The sequence below is a fragment of the Paraburkholderia sp. BCC1885 genome (assembly GCF_900996235.1).
Lineage (GTDB): Bacteria > Pseudomonadota > Gammaproteobacteria > Burkholderiales > Burkholderiaceae > Paraburkholderia.
Genome location: NZ_CAAJGM010000252.1, coordinates 1 through 23003 on the forward strand (window position 1 = coordinate 1; position 23003 = coordinate 23003).

General features: G+C 61.6%; 24 protein-coding genes. 5 read left to right on the forward strand and 19 right to left on the reverse strand.

Annotation, left to right across the window (positions count from 1 at the left end):
• Positions 1 to 366 (forward strand): transposase domain-containing protein (locus FQ755_RS32140; protein WP_144160834.1); only part of this gene is annotated, 366 nt, incomplete at its 5' end.
• A gap of 615 nt (positions 367 to 981) precedes the next feature.
• Here the strand turns inward: FQ755_RS32140 and FQ755_RS32145 are convergent.
• Complete coding sequence (locus tag FQ755_RS32145) at positions 982 to 1437, reverse strand: MaoC family dehydratase (RefSeq protein WP_144160837.1); 456 nt, start codon at positions 1435 to 1437, stop codon at positions 982 to 984.
• A 166-nt stretch (positions 1438 to 1603) separates the two neighbouring features.
• Here FQ755_RS32145 and FQ755_RS32150 point away from each other — a divergent pair, with 166 nt between their 5' ends.
• Entirely contained in the window at positions 1604 to 2245 is a 642-nt protein-coding gene (locus tag FQ755_RS32150; RefSeq protein WP_144160840.1) for a cysteine hydrolase family protein, read from the forward strand.
• A 294-nt stretch (positions 2246 to 2539) separates the two neighbouring features.
• On the opposite strand, the gene FQ755_RS32155 is transcribed toward FQ755_RS32150, so the two are convergent.
• Genes FQ755_RS32155 through parA form a run of 6 tightly spaced genes read right to left on the reverse strand, consistent with a single transcriptional unit; the run spans position 2540 to position 6974 of the window.
• On the reverse strand, positions 2540 to 4513 hold the full coding sequence (locus tag FQ755_RS32155) for a relaxase/mobilization nuclease domain-containing protein (protein ID WP_144160843.1): 1974 nt from the start codon (positions 4511 to 4513) through the stop codon (positions 2540 to 2542).
• Positions 4510 to 4965: a hypothetical protein gene (locus FQ755_RS32160; RefSeq protein ID WP_144160846.1), complete on the reverse strand. Its 456-nt coding sequence runs from the start codon at positions 4963 to 4965 to the stop codon at positions 4510 to 4512. The genes FQ755_RS32155 and FQ755_RS32160 overlap by 4 nt, the downstream gene beginning before the upstream one ends.
• The gene (locus FQ755_RS32165) at positions 4962 to 5549 is read right to left on the reverse strand and encodes a S26 family signal peptidase (protein ID WP_144160850.1); all 588 of its coding nucleotides are present in this window, start codon (positions 5547 to 5549) and stop codon (positions 4962 to 4964) included. Before FQ755_RS32165 ends, FQ755_RS32160 begins: the two co-directional genes overlap by 4 nt.
• Entirely contained in the window at positions 5546 to 6091 is a 546-nt protein-coding gene (locus FQ755_RS32170) for a DUF2840 domain-containing protein (protein WP_144160853.1), read from the reverse strand. Before FQ755_RS32170 ends, FQ755_RS32165 begins: the two co-directional genes overlap by 4 nt.
• Positions 6088 to 6339 (reverse strand): chromosome partitioning protein ParB, encoded by a 252-nt coding sequence (locus FQ755_RS32175; RefSeq protein WP_144160857.1) that lies wholly within the window; start codon positions 6337 to 6339, stop codon positions 6088 to 6090. Before FQ755_RS32175 ends, FQ755_RS32170 begins: the two co-directional genes overlap by 4 nt.
• Positions 6336 to 6974, reverse strand: coding sequence for a ParA family partition ATPase (gene parA, locus FQ755_RS32180; protein ID WP_144160860.1), 639 nt, complete (start codon positions 6972 to 6974; stop codon positions 6336 to 6338). The genes FQ755_RS32175 and parA overlap by 4 nt, the downstream gene beginning before the upstream one ends.
• Here parA and FQ755_RS38445 point away from each other — a divergent pair.
• On the forward strand, positions 6973 to 7101 hold the full coding sequence (locus FQ755_RS38445) for a hypothetical protein (protein WP_260858982.1): 129 nt from the start codon (positions 6973 to 6975) through the stop codon (positions 7099 to 7101). The two genes, parA and FQ755_RS38445, sit on opposite strands and share 2 nt — an antisense overlap.
• 162 nt (positions 7102 to 7263) lie before the next feature.
• Here the strand turns inward: FQ755_RS38445 and FQ755_RS32190 are convergent, their stop codons facing one another.
• From FQ755_RS32190 to FQ755_RS32205, 4 genes are all read right to left on the reverse strand, one after another.
• The gene (locus FQ755_RS32190) at positions 7264 to 8109 is read right to left on the reverse strand and encodes a replication initiator protein A (protein ID WP_144160862.1); all 846 of its coding nucleotides are present in this window, start codon (positions 8107 to 8109) and stop codon (positions 7264 to 7266) included.
• Positions 8110 to 8123: 14 nt separating this feature from the next.
• Entirely contained in the window at positions 8124 to 8399 is a 276-nt protein-coding gene (locus FQ755_RS32195) for a helix-turn-helix transcriptional regulator (RefSeq protein ID WP_092699798.1), read from the reverse strand.
• A gap of 125 nt (positions 8400 to 8524) precedes the next feature.
• Positions 8525 to 9280 (reverse strand): DUF2285 domain-containing protein, encoded by a 756-nt coding sequence (locus tag FQ755_RS32200; protein ID WP_144160865.1) that lies wholly within the window; start codon positions 9278 to 9280, stop codon positions 8525 to 8527.
• Between the two features lie 351 nt (positions 9281 to 9631).
• Complete coding sequence (locus tag FQ755_RS32205; RefSeq protein ID WP_144160868.1) at positions 9632 to 9982, reverse strand: DUF2958 domain-containing protein; 351 nt, start codon at positions 9980 to 9982, stop codon at positions 9632 to 9634.
• A gap of 317 nt (positions 9983 to 10299) precedes the next feature.
• Between FQ755_RS32205 and FQ755_RS32210 the strand changes: the two genes are divergently transcribed.
• Positions 10300 to 10593, forward strand: coding sequence for a helix-turn-helix domain-containing protein (locus FQ755_RS32210; protein WP_144160871.1), 294 nt, complete (start codon positions 10300 to 10302; stop codon positions 10591 to 10593).
• Positions 10594 to 10658: 65 nt separating this feature from the next.
• Here the strand turns inward: FQ755_RS32210 and FQ755_RS32215 are convergent, their stop codons facing one another.
• The 4 genes from FQ755_RS32215 to FQ755_RS32235 all read right to left on the reverse strand — a co-directional run bounded on the left by FQ755_RS32215 (position 10659) and on the right by FQ755_RS32235 (position 14884).
• Complete coding sequence (locus FQ755_RS32215; protein WP_144160874.1) at positions 10659 to 10973, reverse strand: DUF736 domain-containing protein; 315 nt, start codon at positions 10971 to 10973, stop codon at positions 10659 to 10661.
• A gap of 679 nt (positions 10974 to 11652) precedes the next feature.
• On the reverse strand, positions 11653 to 11862 hold the full coding sequence (locus tag FQ755_RS32225; protein WP_144160880.1) for a hypothetical protein: 210 nt from the start codon (positions 11860 to 11862) through the stop codon (positions 11653 to 11655).
• Between the two features lie 60 nt (positions 11863 to 11922).
• Positions 11923 to 13977 carry a ParB/RepB/Spo0J family partition protein gene (locus FQ755_RS32230; protein WP_144160883.1) on the reverse strand — a complete coding sequence of 685 codons (2055 nt, stop codon included), beginning with the start codon at positions 13975 to 13977 and terminating at the stop codon, positions 11923 to 11925.
• 79 nt (positions 13978 to 14056) lie between these two features.
• The gene (locus FQ755_RS32235; RefSeq protein WP_144160886.1) at positions 14057 to 14884 is read right to left on the reverse strand and encodes a DUF932 domain-containing protein; all 828 of its coding nucleotides are present in this window, start codon (positions 14882 to 14884) and stop codon (positions 14057 to 14059) included.
• 662 nt (positions 14885 to 15546) lie between these two features.
• Here FQ755_RS32235 and FQ755_RS38450 point away from each other — a divergent pair.
• The gene (locus tag FQ755_RS38450) at positions 15547 to 16467 is read left to right on the forward strand and encodes an HNH endonuclease (RefSeq protein ID WP_144160889.1); all 921 of its coding nucleotides are present in this window, start codon (positions 15547 to 15549) and stop codon (positions 16465 to 16467) included.
• Between the two features lie 100 nt (positions 16468 to 16567).
• Here FQ755_RS38450 and FQ755_RS32245 read toward each other — a convergent pair whose 3' ends face one another.
• From FQ755_RS32245 to FQ755_RS32260, 4 genes are all read right to left on the reverse strand, one after another.
• On the reverse strand, positions 16568 to 19087 hold the full coding sequence (locus FQ755_RS32245) for a DEAD/DEAH box helicase family protein (protein ID WP_144160892.1): 2520 nt from the start codon (positions 19085 to 19087) through the stop codon (positions 16568 to 16570).
• Between the two features lie 88 nt (positions 19088 to 19175).
• Positions 19176 to 20705, reverse strand: coding sequence for a UvrD-helicase domain-containing protein (locus FQ755_RS32250; protein ID WP_144160895.1), 1530 nt, complete (start codon positions 20703 to 20705; stop codon positions 19176 to 19178).
• The gene (locus FQ755_RS32255) at positions 20702 to 22465 is read right to left on the reverse strand and encodes an ATP-dependent nuclease (protein WP_144160898.1); all 1764 of its coding nucleotides are present in this window, start codon (positions 22463 to 22465) and stop codon (positions 20702 to 20704) included. Before FQ755_RS32255 ends, FQ755_RS32250 begins: the two co-directional genes overlap by 4 nt.
• The gene (locus FQ755_RS32260; RefSeq protein WP_186308722.1) at positions 22462 to 22995 is read right to left on the reverse strand and encodes a gamma-glutamylcyclotransferase; all 534 of its coding nucleotides are present in this window, start codon (positions 22993 to 22995) and stop codon (positions 22462 to 22464) included. The genes FQ755_RS32255 and FQ755_RS32260 overlap by 4 nt, the downstream gene beginning before the upstream one ends.
• Positions 22996 to 23003 lie beyond the last annotated feature (8 nt).

A 23003-nucleotide genomic window follows, 5' to 3' on the forward strand; every position in this document is an offset into this window, starting at 1 on the left:
TCCGCGCTCGCCAAGGCGATCAACTACTCGCTGAACCACTGGGCAGCCCTCACGTTCTACTGTGAAGACGGTCGGGCCGAGATAAGCAATGTGCTTGCCGAAAACGCCTTGCGCTGTGTCGCGCTCGGACGCAAAAATTATCTGTTCGTCGGCTCCGACAGCGGAGGCGAGCGGGCCGCCGCGATGTATAGCTTGATCGGGACGTGCAAGCTCAACGGAATCAACCCGCGTGCCTACCTGGAATACGTCCTGACCCACATCGCTGATCACAAGATCTCTCGCATCGACGAATTGCTGCCTTGGAATGTGGCTGACAAACTAAAACCCCTCACCCCGCCACACTCTCAATCGGGTAGATCTGGATAGATCGTGTCCACGATCGCCGATCGTGGACACGATCTCCCTTGATCTACACGGACTCCAACACGCCATCACCATCATGCCTTGCTCGCGCGCGCGTGAGGACACGGCCCAGCCGAGCCGCTTACGCCAGAACAGCTGACTGTATGTCATGCATCCATGCGGTCTGACCTAACGTCTGAATTATCTGACCAGTCCCGAGCAAGGCCGAAAACAGCGCCATGACATCTGCTTCAGACAGTACATTCGCCCCTTTGCAAATGGACGCTTGCTGCATCGCTTCTTTTCGAAATTGAGCAAACAGCGTCTAAATGCCCTTGGGATAGACATCATCGGCGGCCGCCTGCTCAGGCAAATAACTCCTTGAGAAGCGAATGCCCGCGTCGGGCAACTGCGCTCCTGCGCACGCGGCATGAAATAGTGGCGCACCACCGCGTCAAGCCTATCGCCCGTCTTGCCACCGTGGCGCTTTCTGGCTTCCTGCCACGAGTATGATGCCTGCCCAAACGCAAGCTGGAATGCTTCATGGATCAGCATCCTCCTTGGATGCGAAGTGCTTGTAGAAGCCTCAGCCACAAGCTCGTGGTTGCGCTCGGCCCGTTCCCGCGATACCCGTCCCGTCTATGCCTGCGGCCTACGAAAGACGACAAGCTTCGTCACCAAGCGCTGGCAGACCTCGTCGTCCTGGTTCAGAGTCAGGCATTCAACCGTGACCATGCCCCGATCCTGCTTGGATCGGGACGGCGCGATGTCGAGGATCTTGCTCATCACGTGCAGTCTGTCGCCGGGCCGCGTGGCGCGAGGCCATTGCGCTTCGCCACCTGCCCCGACGATCCCATTGCTCAGCGGCAGGCTGCCGACCAGCAGCTTCATGGTGATGGCTGCCGTGTGCCAGCCGCTTGCCACGAGCCCCTGGAACAGGGTGCTCTTGGCCGCGTTTTCATCCATGTGGAACGGCTGGGGATCGAACTGGCGGGCGAAGTCGATGATCTGCTGCACGTCCAGCACATGCTCGGCGCTTCGATATTCCGCGCCGACGGCAAGGTCATCAAGAAACACGAGATCGGGTTTGGTCATGCCACGATTACTCCGGAAGTTGATGTCACTAAGAGATCGTTGTGGGTTGAAGCATAGCGCAAAATAGATTATATATAAAATCTATTAAAGCTCATACTCCTTTTGCCTGCTATTATAGATTTTGCTTGACCTCTATTTTTCAACCTCGGTGGCCCTAGAGAAGACCATGACAACGACTTACGACCCGAAGATCACCGCGCTCTTGTGTGTGGACCTGTACAACGACTTTCTTGCCGAGGGCGGCAAGCTGTTCTCCTGGGTCAAGGACATCGCCAAGGAGAACAACATGCACGAGAACCTGCGTACCATAGTCAAGATAGCGCGCGAGGCTGGCATCACCGTCTATCACGTGCCGCACCACCGGTGGGAGCCGGGCGATTACGCGGACTGGAAGTACCCGTCGCCCTATCAACTGGGAGCGGCAAAACGCCAAGCCTTCGCCAAGGACACCTGGGGAGGCACCTTTCACGACGACTTCAAGGTCCAGCATGGCGATGTCGTCGCGACCGAGCACTGGGCATCCAGCGGCTTCCCCAACACCGACCTCGAACACAAGCTCAAGCGCTACGGCAAGGAAAAGATCATCTGCATCGGCCTGCTCGCCAACACTTGCTTGGAATCCACGGCGCGCATCGGCATGGAACTGGGCTTTCATGTAACGCTGGTACGCGATGCCACCTCTGCCCGTTCGCACGAAGCCCTGCACGCCGCGCTGGACATTGATGGGCCGACCTACGCGCATAAAGTCCTGACCACGGTCGAGCTGGTTGCCGCCATCAGAGCGTCTTTGGCCACCGCCTCCGCCTAAGCGGCAACGCAAGGAGCATGCTTATGGCATCGGCGCAACGAGGCGTGCAGCTCAGCCACGACTGTTCGTCCGGCCGACCAGGAATGTGCATGAAAAGAAGCTGCTTTGGTCGTCGGCGTTGGCTCGCGACGGGAGCTTGGCGCGGCGATTGCATCGCGTTTTGTCGTCGGTGGATTTCAAGTCTTTGTGGCGGGGCAGGAGCGTGAGTCATGGGACGGGAGGCCTCCGCTAATCGTGACCACGCAAAACCGCGGTAGTCGTGAATCGCTGCTATCCGATCGGAGCTTGTCAGGGTTAGCCGACTGATTGCCCTCTGGAGCGACCAATCTCCCACGACACGCGACCGCCGCATACTGTGGCGGCAAGTTGCTGACCTAGCCGTTGTTCGATCACCGGCTTCCACGGCACCAGCGAGAAGCCTATCTCGTCATCAAGCATGGCGTATCGCCCGCTGGCGAGCATGACGCTGCGCCGATAGATGCCGGCCACACGCTGCCCGTCGGCCACTGGCCGATGCTCCAGGCCAGTTTCGGCGGCAATGTCCTTCCCGGTCTGTGTTAGCTCGCGCCCGCGCAGCTTCGCCATCAGGTTTCGAGCGAGGACGATGCGCTGCCCACGATGCTCGGCCAAGCCCTGTTCGGCCAGGAAGTCGGCACGCTCGCGTAGCGCATCCTTGACCTCGGCACCAAAGCCCAAGTCACCCATCCCACGGCTACCACCGATCAACTGCTGGTCGAGCCAAGTAGTCCCGATCACGCGGGCCTGCCGCTCGATGGGCAGGTGCGATTTCAGTTCCACCGCCACGCCGCCACCGAGCCGCTGCACGTCGTACTGGCGGCCTCGTTCGGCCAGGTCGCCCGGGACACGCCAGACGCCTTCGGCTTCGCGCTCCACGATGCCGACGCGGCGCAGTGCTTCGAGCCGACGCACATGCGCGGCCACCACCCCGCGCGGGTCGCGGTCGAGCGTGGCGTGGCCTTGGGCAACGGCCAAGTGATGATCAATGCGGTACACGCCGTCGACGGCCAGCGCGGTGATATTGCGGTCGGCGGCGCGCACGTCGGCCGTGCCTTTGACTTCCACCACGGCACCGGTCGGGTACTGCTCCAAGTCCGACCGCGGCGGCAGCGCGACGTAATGCGCCTTGCCGTCCGTGCCATCGACGATCAGATAGCCCTTGTCGTACAGCTCGTCGGCCAGCCCCTTGCCGACGACGCGGCCGATGACGGCGCGGCCATCCTCGCCGGGCTGGAACACGGCCAGTTCGCGCTGCTTGCCGCTCATGACGCGCTGCATCGTGCGGATGATGTCGCCACGCTCGCCCATCGCCCGCAGAGCCGGTTCGGCGTCGGCGTGGACGGCCCACGCGCCGGGCTGCGACTCGAACGCCAGCCCCATGCACTGCAAGCGTTGCAGGCGCCCGATCAGCACTTGCCGCAGACGTTGCAGCCGGGGCTCGGCGAAGCGTTCGACATGCACCAGGTGATCGTCGCCGGCCTCGCGCTGCAAGGTGCGATCGAGGCCCGTCCATCGTTCTTGATCGACTTCGCGCAACATGGCGTGCCGCATCTCCAGTTCGGTGCGCGGCCCCAGCCATTCCGTTGCCAGTTCCGATGCCCGCCGGCGCATCCCCTCGGCGATGTAGTCGCGGGAAATGATGAGGTCTTTGCCGGTAGCGTCCTTGCCGCGCAAGACGACGTGGGTGTGCGGGTTGTCGGTGTTCCAGTGATCGACCGCGACCCACTCCAACCGCGTGCCGAGGTCGGCCTCCATGCGCGCCATCAGGTGCCGGGTGTAGGTGCGCAGGTCGTCGAGCTGTTCGGCGTCCTCCGGGGAGACGATGAATCGGAACTGGTGGCGGTCGTCGACACCGCGCTCCTTGAACGTTTCGAGATCAGCGTCATCGGTCGTCGGGCCGTAGGCATGACCTGGGCCGCCCTGACGATCGACGCCCTCACGCTCGATGTAACGCAGGTGCGCGGCGGTCGAGCGCGGCCCGGCCTGTTTCAGATTCACTAGCCTTGCCTTGATCGTCACGCGCCGCGCGTTCGGCCCCAATCCCCGACCAGCGAAGCGAGCCGCGACGTGGCCGCGCCCCAGCCGGGAACCAGGGCGCTGACCGACTTTGTCCGCCGCCTTGCCGAGCTTCGCGCCGGCCTTGTTCGTCTGCCGCAGCACCTTGTTGATGAAGGCGTCGCCGCGCTGTTTCGGCGCACCGGGACGGACACGGAAACGGTCGCTGTCATTCTGATCCTTGCGCTGGCTCATGGTGCGGCTCCATCCAAGACCGGCGCAGTCCAGCGGGCGAAGCACGCGCCTTCGTCAACGCTGATGCAGCGTTGCGCACCTTCGCGGCACGCTGCTGCCCCATAGCGCGTGCCGCGCTTCCCCCATGTGCAGACAAGGTTTTCAAGCGGCCATGTGCCGCGACCTTTTATCTTGCCTTCCGCCTTCGTCCTTCGCTTTCGCTCCGGGCCTCGGCGTCCCGACGGTGCTGCGCCGCCCGCAGCCAGCCCGCCGGCGAACGCGGCCACGGCCATAGGCCGGGCACGTTCGAGGCAAAGCGCCTGCACATGGAAAGGTGGCGCCGGATGTTGCGCGAAGTGCGGCGCGAATGCGCACGCACTGCACGCGCGACGACGCTGTGACGACCAGCGGAACGACATACCCGATGGCACGATGAGATGCACGGGAACGTGCAGCGAATCGACGGCCATCATGGGCGTGTCTCCAGCCAGACTGGATGCGCAAGACCGACCACCGTAGAAGCCGCAATCGGCCCAAAGTAGCGGCTGTCGAACGACGCCGGATTGGTCACGCTTAACAGGAACAGTTCGCCAGATGCAAGACGGCGGCACTGCTGCCAAGATGGCAGCCGGCGGCCCTGCCGGTCGGTCGGCAGCACGGCGGCCGCAGGCACGCCGTCGATGCGAACGATACCGCCAGCGATGCATACCTCCTGCGGTGATACGGCGCCCACTCGCTTGAGCAACGGAACGCGCGTCGGTAGATAGCCGCGCTGCGCAGCGAGTGCGGCGGCTTCGGTCGGCAGTGGGACAAGGACGATGCTGTCCACGGACAACGGACGTGGCAGCGAGGCGGCCCGATGGCTGAACGGTTCGATGCGATACCAGCCGACCGCCACACTGTCGGACGGGTTGTAGGTCAGGCGCGGCAGCGGCGACACGAATGCGGCCCAGGCCAGCGCAGCAAGGCCGGCAGCGGCGAAGCCCGTCAGCGCGATGCGAGCGCGCAGGCGCGAACGAGGGTGCGGTGCGATGCTGGATGTGGAAAGCGTCGTCATGGCAATGTCCTCCCGGCCAGCCAAGCCGCATGTCGCTCGGCGGTGTATTCGGGTAGTGGCAAGCGCGCAGCGAGCCGGTTGCCGAGCGTGCGCCAGTACGCGGGTGACACGTCGGCTGGCGCAATGCTCAGTGTCTCGATGGCGTCGAGCTGCGCAAACACAGCGCGGACGGCAGGTTCGCCTTCGGCGTGCAGCAGCAACCGCGCGCCGGGCAGCACGCCGGGGATGCGCTGCGCCGCATCCAGCGACGTGCAAGCCTGCATCACCATGAGTTCCCAACGGATCGTGCCGTAGTCATTGGCCTGCCACCGGATGCGGCAAAACACGGCCCCCGACAAGAACACCGCGACACGGCGCCAGTGGTCAAGCCGGACGATGCGTGACGGTTCTCCGAAGCGCAGATAGAGGTCGATGCGCCGTTCGACGTAGGCGAGCGACACGCGGGTCAACGGCACGGTGCCGGCCCGTCTGGCGAGCATCGCGAGCGAAAACGGATTTGTGTTGGTCGTGGCGGCCGTGACCGCCGAAGGTTGTACGTTCATTGGGAGTTCTCCGGAAACTCGCGTTCCAGCAGTGCGCGCAGCAGTTCGGCCACCGTCACGCCACGCGTGAAGGCAGACACCTTGATGCGCGCCCGCATGGCAGGCGTGATGTCGAGGGTCAGGCGCGCGGTGTAGAGGTCGCCCTTTTGCAAAGCATCGGCGTCGCCCTGGCGAATCCACGCTTCAGCGTGCAGATTCGCCTGCGGACGAGCGCCGATGCCGATGCGTTTGCCGCGCGTATTCGTCATGTTGGCCACCGCAGCAGTTCGTCGGTGAGTGCGGCGATCTCGCGCGCGGCGGCGCTCTCAGGCGCCGTCTCGCGTGCGAGCCGGCCGGCAGCCACGCTATCGGCGAAGACGATGCGTTGATGCACTTCCGAGCGCAGTGCTGGCAGCGGTTGTTCGGCCAGCGACTGCCGCGCCTCCCGGCCGATGATGGTGGTACTGACGCGCCGGTTGATGACGAAGGCCGCGCGCAGCGCGGGTCGGAACACTTGCGCTTCGCGTATCAACGCCACCATCTCGGCGCTGGCCCACAGGTCGTAGGGACTGGGCTGCACCGGGATCAGCACGCGCTCGGCCGCCAGCAGCGCAGAGCGCGCCAAGGCGGCGATACGAGGCGGCCCGTCGATGATGACGTGATCGGCCCGCCTGGCGAGTTCTGGGGCCTCCTGGTGCAGAGTCTCACGTGCCAGACCCACGGCGCTGAACAGCCTGGGCAGACCTTGCTGACTTCTGCGCTGTGTCCAGTCCAGCGATGAACCCTGCGGATCGGCATCCAGCAGGATGACCGCTTGCCCTCGTAGCGCCAGTTCGCCCGCGATGTGCGTGGCGAGCGTGGTCTTGCCCACGCCACCTTTCTGATTGAGCAAGGCAACGATCATGGCGCGGCCCTCCGATCAGGAAAGCCAGCCTGTTTTTGCCCTAAAAACCGGGGTTGTTTTTGCTTTCGGGGTTGCTGTGTTTTTTGCCTTTCGGCAGTTGTCCACCGAAACGGGGCGCTTCTACTAAAAGTTAGAGAATTTAAGTTAGGTAAGTTAAGGGGCGTCGAAACCCGCGCCGTTATTGGCTTTTCGGGCGATTCGTACTCCTGATAGCACGATAGGCGTACTCCCGATAGCACGATACCCGCTACTCCTGATAGCACGAGCCCGTCCACAGGTTGTCCCGCAGTTATCCCCGTGCCGTGAACGGCACAGGCCGGAAGGTCAATAGCTCCGTCCGATCGCCCGGCATTCGTTCGATGCCCAGGACGTAGCCCGGCAGCGATTGCCGCGCCACCAAAGCGCGTAAGTCGTAGGCGAAGTCCGAAAACCGCGTGCTGCTGCCAGACTTGCGATACAGGTGTCGGAAGTCGAACTGCCAGCCAGCTTCCTGTCGGCCGCCATGCTTGCGCACCAGCCGGTACAGCCAGCGTTCGATGCCGCCTGTGAGTCGGAAGTACGCAGGGTCGATGGTGAGCACCAGCGCCGCGTCGAGCACGCCCGCGTAAAACCAGTCCGGCAGGATCAGCTCGATGCCCAGCGGCGTGCCGCGGGCGTCGGCCAACTCTTTCCACTCGTTGATCCAAGAAAAGCGGTGCAGCCGCCGCCCAGTCGTTTCGCGAATGGAAGTGGCCACCGTGGTCGACTGCAAGCGATCCAGTGCAGCCTTGAGACGCTGGTAGTCGCGCAGCGACGTTCCACGACCGATGAAGCGCAGGATCTCGTAGGGCGTTGCTTGCATCAGGCGCGATGGGCGAATGCCCGCATCGCGCGCTTCCACGATTTGCGAAGCGGCCCAGATTAGGATGTCCGCATCCCAGATGGTGGCGATGCCATGCTCCAGTGTCCCTTCCACGCGTATCGTGACGTTGCCGCTGCGAAAGTCGATGGGCGCTGTGCGCCGCGATTTCGCAAGCGAGAAGAACGGAAAGGCCATCAGGTCCTGGCTGTCGCGCGGCGCTATGTCGCCCGGCAAGGCGCGGAACAGATCGAGCTGTTCCCGCTCCCGCGATGGGTTGGACAGGGCAATGGCCACCGGCGAGCCACCGATCAGCGCGCACGGCTATCGGCCGAGTGGTGCTCGGCGTATTCCGGGTCGGACGTGGTTTCATAGCTGCGCTGGTCGGCCCAGGCATCAAGGTCGGCCACCGCGTACATGACGCGCCGGCCGAACTTGCGGAATTTCGGCCCGTTGCCGATCACACGCTGTTTCTCCAGCGTGCGCGGCGAGAGGCGCAGGTAGTCGGCGGCCTCATCATTAGTGAGATAGCGTTGTGGCTGCGCCGGCGTGGGAGCGGCGGCAGGTTGCAAGGGAGCGGGTCGCATGGTGAGAACCTCCATCGGTCAGGAACGCCCGGCCACACAACGCGACCGGATGGAGGCAGTCTCAAGAAAGAGGTGCGGAGCGCAGAGGGTCGTTTTGCAGTGAAGGCAAAGCGACCCTCCCCAGGTCATTCGAGCTGTGCCAGACGGCGATAGCCGCCGCGCATCAGCAATCGGCCGCGCTGCACCAAGCGGCGCACGCGCGAACGCAGGCCACCGTCGGCGTACCAGCCGCCGGCCACGGCTTCAGCGCCGAACAGCCCAGCGGCTGTTTCGCGCAAGGATGCGCCCGCCAGGGTCGCGTCAAGTGCCTGGAGCGTGTGCAACTCCAGCAGCGCGGCAGGCGTGGGCCGGGAGCGGGCCGCTGCCGCAGGCACGGTCTCGGCGACCACGGCCAGCTTGTCCAGTTCGGCCGCCATCGTGTGGTAGCGCCCGCAGGGCGCAGCACACGCGCGGACGGCATAGAGATAGGCCATGCCATCGGCCAGGCCCGGTGCCAGTGCGAGCCGCACACAGCAGCCAGGCCATCGTGCCACCAGCACCAAGCGCTTGCCATCGTGGATCAGATGCTTGTGGCCCGGGATGCGCCAGAACTCGAAGGCGTCGGCATCGGGTGGCGGGTCGGCATCCGGGTAGAGCTGGAGCACGGCGTCATGGTCGGGGAACCAAGCTGGATGCGCGTCGCGCGCATCCAGCGTCGGGTCTTCCAGCAGGCGCAGCCCCCAGGCGTGCGCCGCATCCGGCCTGTTGCGACGGCGTAGCCAGTCGCGCCGATAGTCGGGATGGCGGCGCAGGTACTCCCAAGCCAGCGCGAGGCCGTCGAGGTGCAGCACGTAGAGATACGCGGCAGTTGGATACCAGGACTCGGCGCTTCGATCAGCCATAACGCAACCTCCTGTCGGACAGGAACGTCGCTACGGGCGTCGAAGACAGGAGCTACTGCGTTATCCGAAAACCGTCATCAAGAAGGGCTAACCTGGCAGTGGTCAAGACCGATTGGCTCCGAAATCTTACGGGTTTGTCCGAGTGCGACGACCGCGCATCCCGGAAATGGGGCGCGGCACTGACACCGTGCCGCAGCCCACGCCACACATCATGTCTTTCTGGGTCATGCTGCACCCTCTTGGTGCAAGAGTACCGATTCAGACCCCAGCCGTCTTGAGTCAGATTGAGAAAGACACAATGCGCTGCAACGGCCTGTGTCTCGATGCCCGCCGCCGGGAGCAGGTTGTCCGTCAGTCGGGGATCGAACCATCGCGCTGCGCCAGGCGGGCGTATTCCGATAACGGCCGCGAGGCGCGGAAATACAGGTCACGCAGGACGGGTCGCTGCTGCGGTCCCACGATGCCCGCTAGGTCGGACAGCTTGGCCGTCCCCAGTGCCGGCAAGCCAATGCCGAGGTCGATCAGCCCCCACGCGGTATCGCCGTCGGTTGGGTCGAGCGCCGCCAGCAGCCAGGTCGCATGCGCATCCGGCGTGAACAGTCGCAACACCGGCAGCGGGTCGATGCTCTGGCCGGCGGCGCGCGCCGCGCCGTTCGCGAGCAGCCGTACGCGTTCGTCGGCGGTGGTGAGCGGCTGGGTCATGGGCGGAAGTCCCACGTATCCGCAAATGCACGAACACGCTTTTCCGGAGAAGCACGGAACCGCCAAGCCGGGTATGTGACTTCGTGCGCAAGCACGAATGCACAAGCTCTCAAATCCGTACGTGCACAGAAACGTAGACGTGGAATTGTGGATGTCAGGAAAAGCACGAATGCGGCTCCCCGGTTCTGGCGAAATCCTCAGATGCGGATTTCCTTAAAGGCACAAATACGGAAAACAAAACACCAATTGAACACTATAGATTGTAGCCCTATAGGGCGCAATAGGTTGTCATCTTGGTTTTATAGGGAAAACCATTGGTGGCGGCTAAAAACTCATTGGCAACGGCAATACGGACGGTCAGAAAAGCGCGTGGCTTGAGCCAGGAAGCGTTTTCTGACGTGTCGAGCCGCACCTATATGAGTTCACTGGAACGCGACCTGAAAAGCCCGACCCTGCACAAATTGACCGAGCTGTGCGAGGTCATGGAAGTGCATCCCCTCACTCTGCTGACGCTGGCCTACGCCGGCGACAGCCCGCACAAGGCCGATCAGCTTCTGGCGCAGATGCGCCAAGAGCTGGAGGCAATCTTGAAGAAGCGCGACGCGCCGTAGGCGCGCGGTGCTGCCACTAGCCGCACTGCGCCCCGCCGCAATGGGCGGGGCACTGGTGGCGGCCGTCAGGCCGCTTGGGGCTTGCTGCGCGACCAGATCAGGTCGTGCGTGCCGCCCTCGCCTTCGATCAGGCGGGCATAGACCGTTGCCGAGAACGAAGGATCGTCCACGGTCACGGACAGGTAATCCCGCCCGGCTTCGCTGGTCTTCTTCCACGCCGCGCCGATGTCGTGGCTTGCCGCCTGCAGGCGGAAGTCGGGGGCGTTCTCGTTGTTGCCCTTGTCGTTGGGAACCAGCTTGACCTTGACGTTGAGCGTCAGGGTGCGGAGCGTGCCGGTGTAGCCGTCTTTGTCTGCGGTGAAGGTGCCGATGTTAGCCATGGTGATTTTCCTTTCGGGTTGAACAAGATCGCGCCAGTGCGTCCTTGTTGTGATCCGGTCGGCGGGGGATGGGCGGGCCGCACCGCGCAGCGGTCGCAACACCGTGGAAGACCTGGAAGCGCAAACAATTTGTCTCGCGAGGAAGCCGCGCAGCGGCGGGGAAATTGTTTGCGCTGCAAGGTTGCGGCCATGAAGCCCAAGGCGCAGCCGTGCCCTCGCCAGGATTCACAACAGACCAAGGACGTACAGGCCGACCGCTCCCAAAAGGAGACATGGCCGACTCGACATCCCCGCGTGATGGTTTCACCGGCTTGTGCCCTGATGCGGCAAGGCCAACACCCCAGCGACAAGGCGGGAGCGCCCCTGCCGCAGCTTGCGGCACCCAGCTTGAGGCGTGGCGTGGAAGTTCCATGAGCAAGGCCGGGCGCGTGTCGGTGAACCGTCCTTCGTGACGTACAGGCGATGTATCGCCAGCGTCGAGGACAGCACGCTTTTGCACAACCTGCCGCAGCAAGCCGGGGCGTAGCCCCACATGCCCCGCTCATGGTGGCGGGGCGTCATCGAAACCTTGCCCGCATCGGCGGGCATCGATCGCCGTACCGCGCGCAAGGCACTTGTGCGCTCGCCACGTCGCCGCCTGGTCGAAGGCGGCGACGTGGCGATTTTGCTTTGGACGTTGTTATTCCTTCGTTTCGATAATCCACCACACGGCGCGCGGCAAGGCGCGGCCTGTGATGGGATGTAGGTCGGTCAGGTCGGCGCGGGCCATCCAGCCACTAGGCGGACGGTAGCCGCGCACGTCGCCATCGCCATGCCAGCGGCGAGCGCGTAGCGTGCCGGGGGCATAGACCGCCGCCATACGGGGGCGGCTCGTGGTGTTGCGGCTCATGGGAAATCCTCGGAATGAAGCGCCCCGGTCGGAACCGGGACGCTTATCGGCGGTGCAGGGTTACGCGGCCAGTGCCTCGACCTGCGGTTGCTCATCCGCCACGGTGGCGGCATCCTTCGGCGCTTCGGCTTCGGCCGCTCCGTCCTGCGCGATCTGCTGCGGACCTTCGGGACGGAAGATGGCGGGCATCCAGCCGGTGCCATCGGCCAGCCGTTCGGCCTCGCTGGCAATGTCGACTTTCTTCAACTTCGCCAGTCGGGTGACGTGGGCCGGGGCGAACTCGCCCACGGCTTCCAGAATCACGACCTTGGAGACGTGGCGGAAATAACCCTCGGTGGTCGGCTTCCACCATGCCGCCATGTCCAGCCCCACGGCCTGCGCCAGTTCCCCGCCGGGCTGGCGCTCTGTGGCGCGGGGCGTCACCACGTCTACGATGGATGCAACGCACACGGCCAGCAGCCGCACCAGCTCGTCTTGCGGCGTCGCCAGCAGCACGGCGAACAGTTCGGCGCTGTCCTGTGGCAATGCCTTGCCCGCGATCTGCTGCAACTCGCGCAGCGCCACGGCGGCAGGCGATTCCGGCCAGTCTGGGGCCATGCCTTCCAGCCGCTCTTGCACGGTCAGGCGCACGCCAAGCGGCAGGTCGTGGCCGTAGTGGTTTTCCAGCAAGACGGTCTGCACCATGCCATGCACCAGCGCAGCCAGCGCCACCTGCGGATGCCGGGCCACTTCGATTTGCAGCGCGGCAGTGCGGTGCGCGCTCAACCGTTGCGCCAGTCGGTCGGACAGGCTGGCGGCGGTCGTCACCGGCTCGGCGTCCTCGCCCTCGTTGTCGTCCGCGCCTTCGGTTCCGGCGAAGCCTTGCCGCAACCGTTCCAGCGTGCGCAGTGCCTTCGCCTCTGCCTCACGCAACAGGCCGCGATGAATCACGGCCTCGCCGCTGCGGTCGATGGTAACGATTGCACCGGCGACAGCGCGCACGTCCGGGGCGTAACCCTGCAAGGCATCCTCCACGGCCTGCAGTTCTCCGGCCACCTGTTCGCGGCGCGATTCCAGCGATTCCGCCTTGCCACCGTCCTCGACGTCGTAGGCGTCTTCCAGTTCGGCGTCGATCTTGTCCAGGCGGTTTTGCAGCGAGGCGATGCGACGGGCTTCGCGGGCAGTCGGCTCTCTGAGCTGGCGCGGGGCATTCTGGAACGCCTGCCGTTCGGCATGGCTCAAGTGCGGCACGGCTTCCACCCACGCCCAGCCTTCGGTGCGGATGCCTTCGGCCAGTTCGTCCAACTTGCCGCGCACCAGCGTTTCCAGCAGCGCGGCGTCGGTCAGATAGGTGCCGCTATCGTCGTCGGCGAACAGGTCGCGGCGGACGCCGCCACCCGCCGCCGTGTAGGCATCCATTCCGATGAAATGCACCAGCGGGTGCGATGCATCGATTTCGCGTTCCGTCAGACGCTCGCGCAGTGCGGATGCGCTGCGCTGCCACTCCGGCGCGGAGTAGAACGCGGTTTGCTGAGCGGCGTGGTCGTCGGTGATGGTCAGGGCCATCAACTGTTCCAGCGTCACGCCACCAGCCCGATAGTCGGCCATCAGGCGCGGCGAGACGTTCGCCAGCTTCAAGCGGCGTTGCACCACCAGCGGAGACACGCCGAAGTCTGCGGCAATGTCCTCAATCGGACGGCCTTCCTTGACCAGCGCGGCGAATGCCTCGAACTGGTCGGCGGGCTGCATCTGCTCGCGCAGCAGGTTTTCGGCAAGGCTCACGGTGCGCGCCGAGGCATCGGGCACCAGCAGGCACGGCACCTCGTAATCGGCGGCGATCTGCTTCCTCTTCGCCAGCAGCTTCAAGGCGGTAAGACGGCGATAACCGGCCACCACTTCGTACTGCTCGCCATCGGCCGCGAGGATGACGACGAGGTTTTGCAGCAGGCCGATGCGGGCGATGCTCGCGGCCAGTTCAGGGATGGACAGGCGCGGGGTCGTGCGTGCGTTGCGCTTGGAGCGGCGCGGCAGCAACTGCGAGAGCGGAACCAAAATCAGGTTCTTGCTCGGGTCGACCACTTCCAGCGGTGCGGCGGCTTCGATGGCGCGGGTTTCGGTTTGAGTAACGGCGTTCATGGTGATAACTCCTTGCGGTTAGGGATGCAGCAGCGAAAGAAGCGGCAAGGGCTGCTGCCTGCCCCTGCCGCGTGGGGATTCAGGCCTTCAACTGGCGCATGCCATCGGCCAGCAGCCAAAGCGCGCGGTTGAGACGAATGTTTTGGTCGATGCCTTGCACCGGACGGGTCTGCTGGCGGCGTCCGTTGGCGCTGCGCCCGCGCAAGCCGCCTTGGATCAGGTTTTCTTGCGTGCAGTTGAACACGCTCCACAAGTCCGGGCGACGGTCGTCGAAGCGACGCGGCATCAGGATTTGCGATTCCGTGATGGGCGCGGGCTTATCGGGGTCGTCGTACTTGAGGGCCAGCGCGGCACGGGCGAACACTTCGGATTCGCCATCGTTCAAGGTGATGGCGTGCATGGCATCGCGGGATTCCTTCACCCGGTCGAAACCGCTCAACACTTCGTAAGCGCCTTCGATGACGTGTCCGGCCACGTCGCCTTTGTGGGGCACGCGCACGTCCGCCACCGTGTCGCCGCAGACAAGGCCATTGCTGCACACGAACCGGAACATCCCGGCCAGCATCTGATAGCTGCTCGTGCCGTCATGCGAGTTCAACAGCACGATTTCATTGGCTTCCGCGCCGTTGATCTGGCTGGCGTGGCGTAGGCGCAGCATGTGTTTGGTGTAGTCGCGGCGGTCGTCGTGCCGCACGCGGGTTTGCGCTGCCATGAAGGGTTCAAACCCTTCCTTGCGCAGTTCCGCCAGCACGGCGGCGGTGGGGATGTAGGCGTACCGTTCGGAGCGGCTTTCGTGTGGGGCGTCCGCGAAGATGGACGGGGCCACGCGGCGGATTTGGTCGTCGGACAGCGGGGAATCGCTGCGCAGCGACGGGGAACGGGAAGCGAAACGGGATGCGAGTTGCATGGTCTTTCTCCAAGAGTTGCTGCTGTGGTTTCAAAGCTGACCGGATTCCAAGATTCGGAGCCCGTTGTGGCTTCGGTTGGTTCGGCGCAGAGACCTGGGCCGGTCCCTGTTTGCCGCCGTCTTTCCTGAGTTCATCGCCCGCGAAAAACCGGGCCAGCGAGGGACTGGCTGTCAAGGAAGAAGCGCAGGGTTGGTGCGGCCCGCAGCGCAGCGAGGACTCGGCCCTGCGCGCCTTGACGGCCGGGCACCGCGGGCTACGGTCGCGGGAAAAAGCGATGAACTTGGGGAAAGACGAACAGCGGCCGATGGGCCAGGAGATGCACTGAAACCAACGCCGCGCGGCAAGCGCCCCTGCGTGCCAGCAGCACGCCTAGCTGGTTGACTGTTGGCCGATCAGGTGCAACCTGTTCGGCTGCATTCGAGGGGCGCCAAGCAAGGCTCGGCGGGGATGGGCTGCCCAGCCGATCCCCTGGAGGGCAAGCGTCGCGCGCAGGCCAGGAGCGGAGAGACGGCCGGAGGCATCAGGGATCAAAGCCGCATGGCCGCGACTCGGTACGAGGCGCGGGGCAACGCCCGCGAGCCCGACGGCGGCACGCCGGGATGCCAATATGCCGGGACGCGAGTATCTTTATGTACTTATGCAGAAGCAAGGAGAAAATCCGATGGAACGGAAAGATCAGAAAATGTTCGAGCTGGATGAACCAGCCGCGAGAAGCCATACACCAGCAGGCTGGCCGATTCAAGTCATCGAGATACAGACCAGCGGCAAGGCACCAAAGAAATATGGCCCAACGACATATCGGTTCGGCGCTCCGATGACGTTAAGTGTCATTCTTCCGAGAAGGGGGTGGACTCTTGTTAAGAAAACAAAAAACTACATCTATCTCACTCCCCCTGCAGATCAGATTGCGCCGCCGTTTCAAATTTCTATTGCAGTGCCGACACCAGCGCAATGCCTGGAGCTTGCGTTCAGAAATTATGCAAGAGGGCAATCATGGATGGGCCAACTAGGTGAATGGCCGGCTTGGTATCTTCATGAGCGCAACACCGATATGCAAGAAATGTGGCGAGATCCCGCAACGGGCGATTTGGCATCGCGCCTTCACAAGAATCCACCGGAATCGAGCCTATCGATTGGCGAGTGGGGAGCATGGAACTTTCGTGTCGCCGGCGTCGCCGGGAAGTTTTCGCTCGGTGGACTTGCTCCGTCAGCCGACGTTTCCCATGAAAAGAGCGCATCAGCAGCCGATTCAACGTTCCTTGAAGGCGCGTTCTTAGCGGTAGAGCTGACAGTGCATGAACGCAATGCTTCGGCTCGCCGTCTCTGCATCGAACACTACGGTCTGAACTGTCAGGCGTGCGGAATGAGCTACGAAGATAAGTACGGCGCAATTGGCGCCGAACTCATTCATGTTCACCACGTGACACCGCTGGCTGCTATCGGAGGAGAATACCGAGTGGATCCCGTACGCGACCTGATACCGCTTTGCGCAAGCTGCCATCAGCTCGCCCATCGGCGCTCTCCACCTTACTCGGCGGCTGAGATCAAGTATGCCATTGAGCAGCATGCCATTCGCTCATGAGCATGTGTTTCGCAGCGTGTTCAAATAAGCGATGTAGGCCGCTCTCTAAATCTGGTTGTCTGGAGCTACTGCGGCCGGCGGCTTAGTCCATACAACTCGGCTATTTAATATCTCTCAGCTTTTTCGTCGATTGGGTCAGCAGCGACGACACCGACAAGCCGTGCGCGTCCACGAGCTTCTGAATCTGGGTCGCCGAGAGATCTTTGAAGTTGAATGCCTCGAAAGATTTGAAGAACTCTCGCAACTGCTTAATAAATCGCCTAAGTTCAGCTTCCCGCATTGCCTCCACCTCATGAGTGAATGATGCTGCGCTGGCTACCGTGCTGGCCGGGTGAACGATGATGCGTTTGACCTTCATGCCTGCGTAGTGTTTGTCGAACCAGGCGCTTGAGCGATTCATCTGCTCGGCCTCGCGCTTGTTGATTTCGGAGCGACCGACGTCAACTTCATTTTTACATTCCCAGAGAATGTACTGGGTGTCGTCCAACGCCCACAAGTTGTCCGGTCCCTCCTTCCATTCCTTATCCGGCCGCTCCCCGGCAAACCCGATGGCCCGGCTAATCTCATCCAGTGCCTGTTCGAACTTGTCTGCCTTAGTGCCAAACACCAAACGCCCCAAGATGTCAGACAGCGCGATATCGAGTTGTTCATAGCTCTCGAATTTTCTGACCCAAGCGGTGATCCGTTCGATCCGCCCTTGGCTGACCACAGTCAACTTAGCAACAGTCACACCGTCGGACGGTTTTAACAGCAGCCGGTTATCTTTGTGCGCGGCGATCTGGAGACGCTGGGATTCAGGACGGTTAGCACGGTACTGATAGCGCGCCATCTCCTGCAAATACCAACCTTTGTCCTGCCCATCAACCAGCTTCTTGTCCAACAGCTTTTGAAGGGACTCCGCTGCAGTGGCGTAGTCTCCATCGCGGTATGCCTGCTCAGCCGCAAGTTCTGCAGCATATGCGCGAAGAACACGCTCATTGGCCCCCGATGGCTTGACCTTAGCCATCTGCTCGACGTAGAACGCTTTCCAATCCTCGTCACGCTGAAGGCACTGGCGAACCAGGCCATTGAAGGCATTGGCAGGCGTTTCGCCTGCCTCGATATCCTGCTTTGCCATTTCTGCGATCTCAAGGCCAATCTCAATTTGCCGTGACATTTGCGACGAGAGGAACTTGCGGGATTCCCGATCTCGAACCAGTCGTGTGAGGTCAGAGCCGACGATAATGACGACCGAATAGTCCTTTTCGCCGCGTACGCTGCGCCCCATTCCTTGCTCCACTGTGCGCACGGTACGCATCAATGTGGCCACACTGTCCGGACGACATGCTTCCTCGTAAAGGTCGATCAGGCTCTCGGAATATGGTTTGCCATCGAAGATCAACATACGGCAGGTGTCGTCGGGTAGATCGATGCCGTCATAGCGATTGACCAGGACTACCGCCTTTTCATACTCGCCCTTGCGCAGGTCGTTGATGACCTCGCCCACCGATTCTTTATCGGCTACAACTGCGCCGTAGGACTCCCAGTCTTTTACCCTTGCGAATGCGGTCGCAAGTGCAACAACACCATGCCGACGTTTTGGCTTCGGTACAGCATAGCCTTTGACAATGCGCTCGCGGTCTAACTCCTCGTGGATTAGCGAGGGGAGCAGCACCATCTTCTCGCCTGACCAGCCTTCTTTTGAATAGGTTAGCGGGTGAATGATTGTCTCGGGCTTGAGTTGCAAGCCCTTGATGAGGAAGGCATCATCAGTTACCGTCGCCGACATGAAGATGCGATGTGACGCATCCGCATAGCTGCCGAAGGCGGTCAGCGGTGGGATGTGGGGCTCGATTTCAATCGCCACGCCAGATACCACGCACTGGCAATGCCCGAGAATGTTCTTTAGAAGCGGCCATGCGAATTTGATCGATTTGCGTTCGGTGCCGGCGGAAAGAATTTTGGCAACTTCGGCTTCCCGTTCGATCCACGCCCAGTAAGGTACTGGAAGCAGCGCATCACGTTTATCATTGTTGATGTCTGCGAATGTGCCCAGGCCTTGTTGCTCCAGATCGTCGGCAAACAGTGCCTTTATGGCTTCGTACGCTGGATCCTCTTTGGGTATGCGAATCCGGCATGCCTCGCGGATCGTATCAGCGCAAGCATGTGCATCGTCCATCAGCAGCGTGCCGACCGGTATTGATTTTCGGTTCAACCCGAATTTCGTCAATCCGTTGAATAGTTTTTGCACCGAGGTGACCAGAATCTTGTCGCCATTCACAAAGTCATCTGGCAATTCAGGATCAGCCTGGCAGGTAGCAATGCCGAACTGTTTGGCCTGCTCGATCGTCTGAGCGATCAAGAAATTGTCTGGACATAAATAGAGCGCAGGCCCTTTCCCGCTGTTTAGCTGTGCCTGCAGCATCAACAGTCCGATCAACGTCTTTCCTTGACCAGTGTGCAGCTTGACGATCACGTCCCGGTCATCGCGATGGCTGGCAAACCAGTTCTGCAGCACGGCCAACTGAGCCGGGCGCAACGGCCCCTTGTCATGCGCACGATCCAGAGTGTCATAGAGTTTGACCGGATCGGTCGGGCGCTCCGCTTTTTTCCCTGCCAGTCGCTTCTTGAAATCAACCAATTTCGTCTCCTAATATTTAGTTGCTATTTGCTGCTGCACTAGCGCGGCGGCAAATAATCTTTCGGACTTCTTCCCTGACGCTTCGCGCTCATGCGAGTTTAAAGAGGGGGCTTGGGTTGTTATCTGGTATGACCAGAGTTAGGGAATTTTTCGCCCGGCTCAGTGCCACGTACATTTTGCATTTTGCATAGGAGGTCGTTGTGAACTGAGTTTTATCGCACGCCATCAGCAACACGTTATCGCATTCAAGGCCTTTGGCCTTATGAATGCTGCTGAGAACGCGCTTTGGCGGAGAGGGGCGCGCATACGTGCGTTTGCGAGCGATTTCTGTGAAGGCCTCGTCTGCACCGACAAACTGGCCGATCCGGATCGCGTCCTTAAATTCGGTACGAAGATCGATTTTCACGGCATCGAAACCGGCCGCCTTACCGTCGATGAGCACACGAATCAGATCCAGCGCAGCCGCCACACCACTATGTGAAGGGTCAGCCAACAAGCGCTGCGCGACAGCCTGAATGTTGGCCGGTTTACCTGTCGTTGGACGCGCCGCCCCGTTTCGTACCTCTTCAAGAAGGCGGTCGCCGTGACTGCTCTTGCTGAAGCCGACCGCCACGCTGCCAACAAAGGTAATAAGTCCTTCGGTAAGTTCCTCCACATTCCCCTTCTCTACACGAAGCACGCTAACCAAGGTGGCCAGCGCTTCGCGTGTATGTCCTTCCCAAATTGGGATCGCGCGCCCCCAGAAGGCCCGCAGTGCGGCGACCAAGTCATTCTGTGAAGCCAAAATCATAAGTTGGTCGGCATTGCGAACCAGCTTGTCGATCGGCGGCCGATGGGATTTCGACAGCTGATAACTCGTGCGAGTCTGTGCCGTGTTGTTGCCGGTCAGTATTCGTAGTGACGTCGGCAATATTCCGGTGAGGTCGATCGGTTGCCCGCTCTCCAGGCATGCTCTCGCCGAAAGTATCCATTCGCCCAGTGCTGGACATCCACCCCTCCAACGATGAGGGGTCTCCAGCTTGTCGCATGCTGCGCCATCCTTGAGCGCTTCCCAGCGCTCGCGGTCAATTCGAGCAGCTTTGTCCGTCTTGGCACCGTAGATGCGTTGCAACGGATCGCCGAATATGCGCAGCACGGCACCACCGTCGCGCAAGGACATCACAACGCTGTGCTGGTCGACGCTTGAGTCCTGATGCTCATCACAGATGATGACGGGATACCGCTGCGCCAATGCATGGGCAACCATCGGTCGCAGGCAAAGGAACGCTGCTACCTTCGTTGCCATGATGTCAAAGCCTTTGCCGTTGTCATGCCATGCCCACGACGAAAGGTCCCGCGGTAAGCCGAGAGGCTTGTGATAAGCGGTGGCAATCTGTGCAATCAACGCATCGATAGTCTTGATCTCGACTCTGGAACTCGCGCCCTTGGTACGTTCCGCGAACACAGCACAGGCAGCGTGCGTATGAGTCAGGATCAACAAACGGCCGGAACCAATGGAACTGACAACGTCCCTTGCGTAAGTGGCCCCCTGATAGGTCTTTCCGCAACCAGCGGACGCTTCAATGATGACGAGAGGCTCGTTTGATCGAAGGAGTTTGGCGACCGCCTCGTCACTCATAGGTTTAGCTTTGTAAGCGCGGGCCGGCCCGCTGCGGTCAGGATCGCGTTAATCAGCGGCAGCAGTTGAGGGTGGATCGTCTCCCAGGCGCCGAGCGCGATCATTTTTTCGGCTAACTCGCGTCCTCCGATTTCCGACTTAAACCAGTTTCGCGAATGGCTCTTCCAGCTTTTCTCTGAACCCTCCGGCGCGCCCGCCTTGTTTCCGGTCGCCGCGTCGATGATGAGTTGACGCCAAGTCTTTCCTGTGGCCGTCAGCGCCTCCCCCATGGCTGCAGCTTGCTTGTCTTGGAGACCGAGCCGATCCGCCAATGTACGAAGGCGGTCGCCGTCCATCTCACCAGCACCAAGCTTGAGCAAGTCCTGTAGCCTGTCGTCGGGGATAGCGCCTATCACGTGCTGTTCGGTGCAGCCCTTCGGCCATTGATGCAACCGGTCCCCCAACTTGTCCTTGAGCGCCTTCCAGCGTCCAGGTGCGGCTCCTTCGTCATCCGCAAAGCCTGCGAAGAGCAGGCCGGCGGATGCGAGTGTCTCCAGCAGATCCAAGGTCGCGGGGTTGCCCTGTCCGTCGCAGACGCGGACACCGTAATCGAGCGGCTCCGTACCGAAGGCTTTTTCAAGCAGGAATCGGAGAAATCCAACCTCCGTTGGCCCTTCGGCAATCACCGCCACTCGTGCCAGAAATGTCTCGGGATCGCGACGCTGTTGTGGCCCGATCTTTTCGTGAGGCAACGCACCGATGTCGCCCTTGCTGTCCAAGTACCACAAATGGGCCTGATCAGCACAGGCGATAGCCACCGGACTGTGGGTCGTCAAGAACGTCTGACTATGCCGCTCTCGCAAGATGTTGATGAGTTTGCGCAGCCGATACGGCTCCAGCCCGCGCTCGATTTCATCAATGATCGTGACACTGGCCTCCTTCTCCGTAGATGAGGCAATTTCCAATGCCGTCATCCGGCGAGTACCGGCGCCCCAACTGGTCAGAGGCAGGCTAACCCCGTTCTTAGTAGCAAGCAATCCGATCAATGCTCCTATCGAAAGCCCCTGACTGGTCGTCAGTCCGAGCTTGAGGTCGCGCGGAAGCGCTGCCTCAATCATGCGTTCGTCGAGTATTTTTATAGCCTCCTTGCCCTGCTGATTCAACGAATCGTGCAGGTCCAGATCGGACACATGCTTACCAATGCGCGCCCGCAAGGCGCTGTCCGCAAGCAAACGGTCGAGCGCCGAACCGTAGACGAGGCGCAAGTCACGATCATTGCGCTCATCGGCACTCAGGCGTACCAAGCCGATCTTGCGCCGTACCGCTACCGAAAAGTGATCAGCATCATCGTGCGGTTGAACGATCTCCCAAACCAGCTCCAGTTCGGTGGTTCCTCGAACACGCACGCGATACACGGGATCGTCGGGGGCGGGCAAGTCATCCTCTTCCGATGCCGATGGCGCCACCGCGTCTTGCCCGTTCCAGGCCCATGGCCAGGAAAAGTTGTGCTGCGAACCGATACCCGTAGCCTCCTGCAATGTCATGACTGCCTCGATCACGAATTCCTGTGTGCTATCACGCTGCCAGTAATCGGATTCAGACACCACGGTCGCATTGGATGGGCTGAGCAACAGCGCGATTGCTTCCAGCACTGTGGTTTTCCCAACATCTCCGCCTCCGAGAACGACGTTCATTCCGGGCTGAGGGTGCCAGTCGAATGACTCCAGTCCCCGAAAGCGCTGGATTGTCAGTTTGCGAATCACCGCTGTTGTCATCATCATGTTCTGTTTCCACAGCCGAGTGCGAGCAAGTGCTCTTGCAGTTGTGTCACTGCCGGATCGTCGATGCCGAGTTTGGCTAGTTGCTCATGGACATCGACAACGTAGTCAGAGCACGCACCGCTTGTGCCGCGGGCCTGTCGAATAGACGCAACAAGTTCTCGCGTCGTTACTGATGGAAGGATGTTCTTGCCGGTGTACAGGGGCACCAACGCTTGTATGGGGCCCTCTTCCTTCACAATAATTTCCAAGCTGGAGAGCATGAAGCTCTTACCTTCCCGTTTCGCAAGATAGGTCTCGACTTCGCTCCTTCTCGTCTCCGGGAACTTGAACGCAACGCCAATGCACAGGGCATCTTCGCGGGACTCAAGATTGAGCGTTGGGCACGGACATGCGCGCGTCCCCCAGTTCACGACAGAAGCTTTACTAAAAGCGCGCCGGTAACCATGGAGTTCCGCGACGACGCGCTGCGCGCAACCGTAACGGCCTTCCCACCCATCCGTCATCAGCGACCCGTAGCCAAAGATCCACATAACGCCTC

What these genes read in the sequence shown, in the direction of transcription:
- FQ755_RS38445 (WP_260858982.1), top strand. Translation starts at nt 6,973, where the DNA reads ATGGCGCGGCCCTCCGATCAGGAAAGCCAGCCTGTTTTTGCCCTAAAA.
- FQ755_RS32255 (WP_144160898.1), bottom strand. Translation starts at nt 22,465, where the DNA reads ATGATGATGACAACAGCGGTGATTCGCAAACTGACAATCCAGCGCTTT.
- FQ755_RS32155 (WP_144160843.1), bottom strand. Translation starts at nt 4,513, where the DNA reads ATGAGCCAGCGCAAGGATCAGAATGACAGCGACCGTTTCCGTGTCCGT.
- FQ755_RS32205 (WP_144160868.1), bottom strand. Translation starts at nt 9,982, where the DNA reads ATGACCCAGCCGCTCACCACCGCCGACGAACGCGTACGGCTGCTCGCG.
- FQ755_RS32160 (WP_144160846.1), bottom strand. Translation starts at nt 4,965, where the DNA reads ATGATGGCCGTCGATTCGCTGCACGTTCCCGTGCATCTCATCGTGCCA.
- FQ755_RS32145 (WP_144160837.1), bottom strand. Translation starts at nt 1,437, where the DNA reads ATGACCAAACCCGATCTCGTGTTTCTTGATGACCTTGCCGTCGGCGCG.
- FQ755_RS32195 (WP_092699798.1), bottom strand. Translation starts at nt 8,399, where the DNA reads ATGCGACCCGCTCCCTTGCAACCTGCCGCCGCTCCCACGCCGGCGCAG.
- FQ755_RS32215 (WP_144160874.1), bottom strand. Translation starts at nt 10,973, where the DNA reads ATGGCTAACATCGGCACCTTCACCGCAGACAAAGACGGCTACACCGGC.
- FQ755_RS32250 (WP_144160895.1), bottom strand. Translation starts at nt 20,705, where the DNA reads ATGAGTGACGAGGCGGTCGCCAAACTCCTTCGATCAAACGAGCCTCTC.
- FQ755_RS32165 (WP_144160850.1), bottom strand. Translation starts at nt 5,549, where the DNA reads ATGACGACGCTTTCCACATCCAGCATCGCACCGCACCCTCGTTCGCGC.
- FQ755_RS32230 (WP_144160883.1), bottom strand. Translation starts at nt 13,977, where the DNA reads ATGAACGCCGTTACTCAAACCGAAACCCGCGCCATCGAAGCCGCCGCA.
- parA (WP_144160860.1), bottom strand. Translation starts at nt 6,974, where the DNA reads ATGATCGTTGCCTTGCTCAATCAGAAAGGTGGCGTGGGCAAGACCACG.
- FQ755_RS32225 (WP_144160880.1), bottom strand. Translation starts at nt 11,862, where the DNA reads ATGAGCCGCAACACCACGAGCCGCCCCCGTATGGCGGCGGTCTATGCC.
- FQ755_RS32260 (WP_186308722.1), bottom strand. Translation starts at nt 22,995, where the DNA reads ATGTGGATCTTTGGCTACGGGTCGCTGATGACGGATGGGTGGGAAGGC.
- FQ755_RS32150 (WP_144160840.1), top strand. Translation starts at nt 1,604, where the DNA reads ATGACAACGACTTACGACCCGAAGATCACCGCGCTCTTGTGTGTGGAC.
- FQ755_RS32170 (WP_144160853.1), bottom strand. Translation starts at nt 6,091, where the DNA reads ATGAACGTACAACCTTCGGCGGTCACGGCCGCCACGACCAACACAAAT.
- FQ755_RS32235 (WP_144160886.1), bottom strand. Translation starts at nt 14,884, where the DNA reads ATGCAACTCGCATCCCGTTTCGCTTCCCGTTCCCCGTCGCTGCGCAGC.
- FQ755_RS32200 (WP_144160865.1), bottom strand. Translation starts at nt 9,280, where the DNA reads ATGGCTGATCGAAGCGCCGAGTCCTGGTATCCAACTGCCGCGTATCTC.
- FQ755_RS38450 (WP_144160889.1), top strand. Translation starts at nt 15,547, where the DNA reads ATGGAACGGAAAGATCAGAAAATGTTCGAGCTGGATGAACCAGCCGCG.
- FQ755_RS32175 (WP_144160857.1), bottom strand. Translation starts at nt 6,339, where the DNA reads ATGACGAATACGCGCGGCAAACGCATCGGCATCGGCGCTCGTCCGCAG.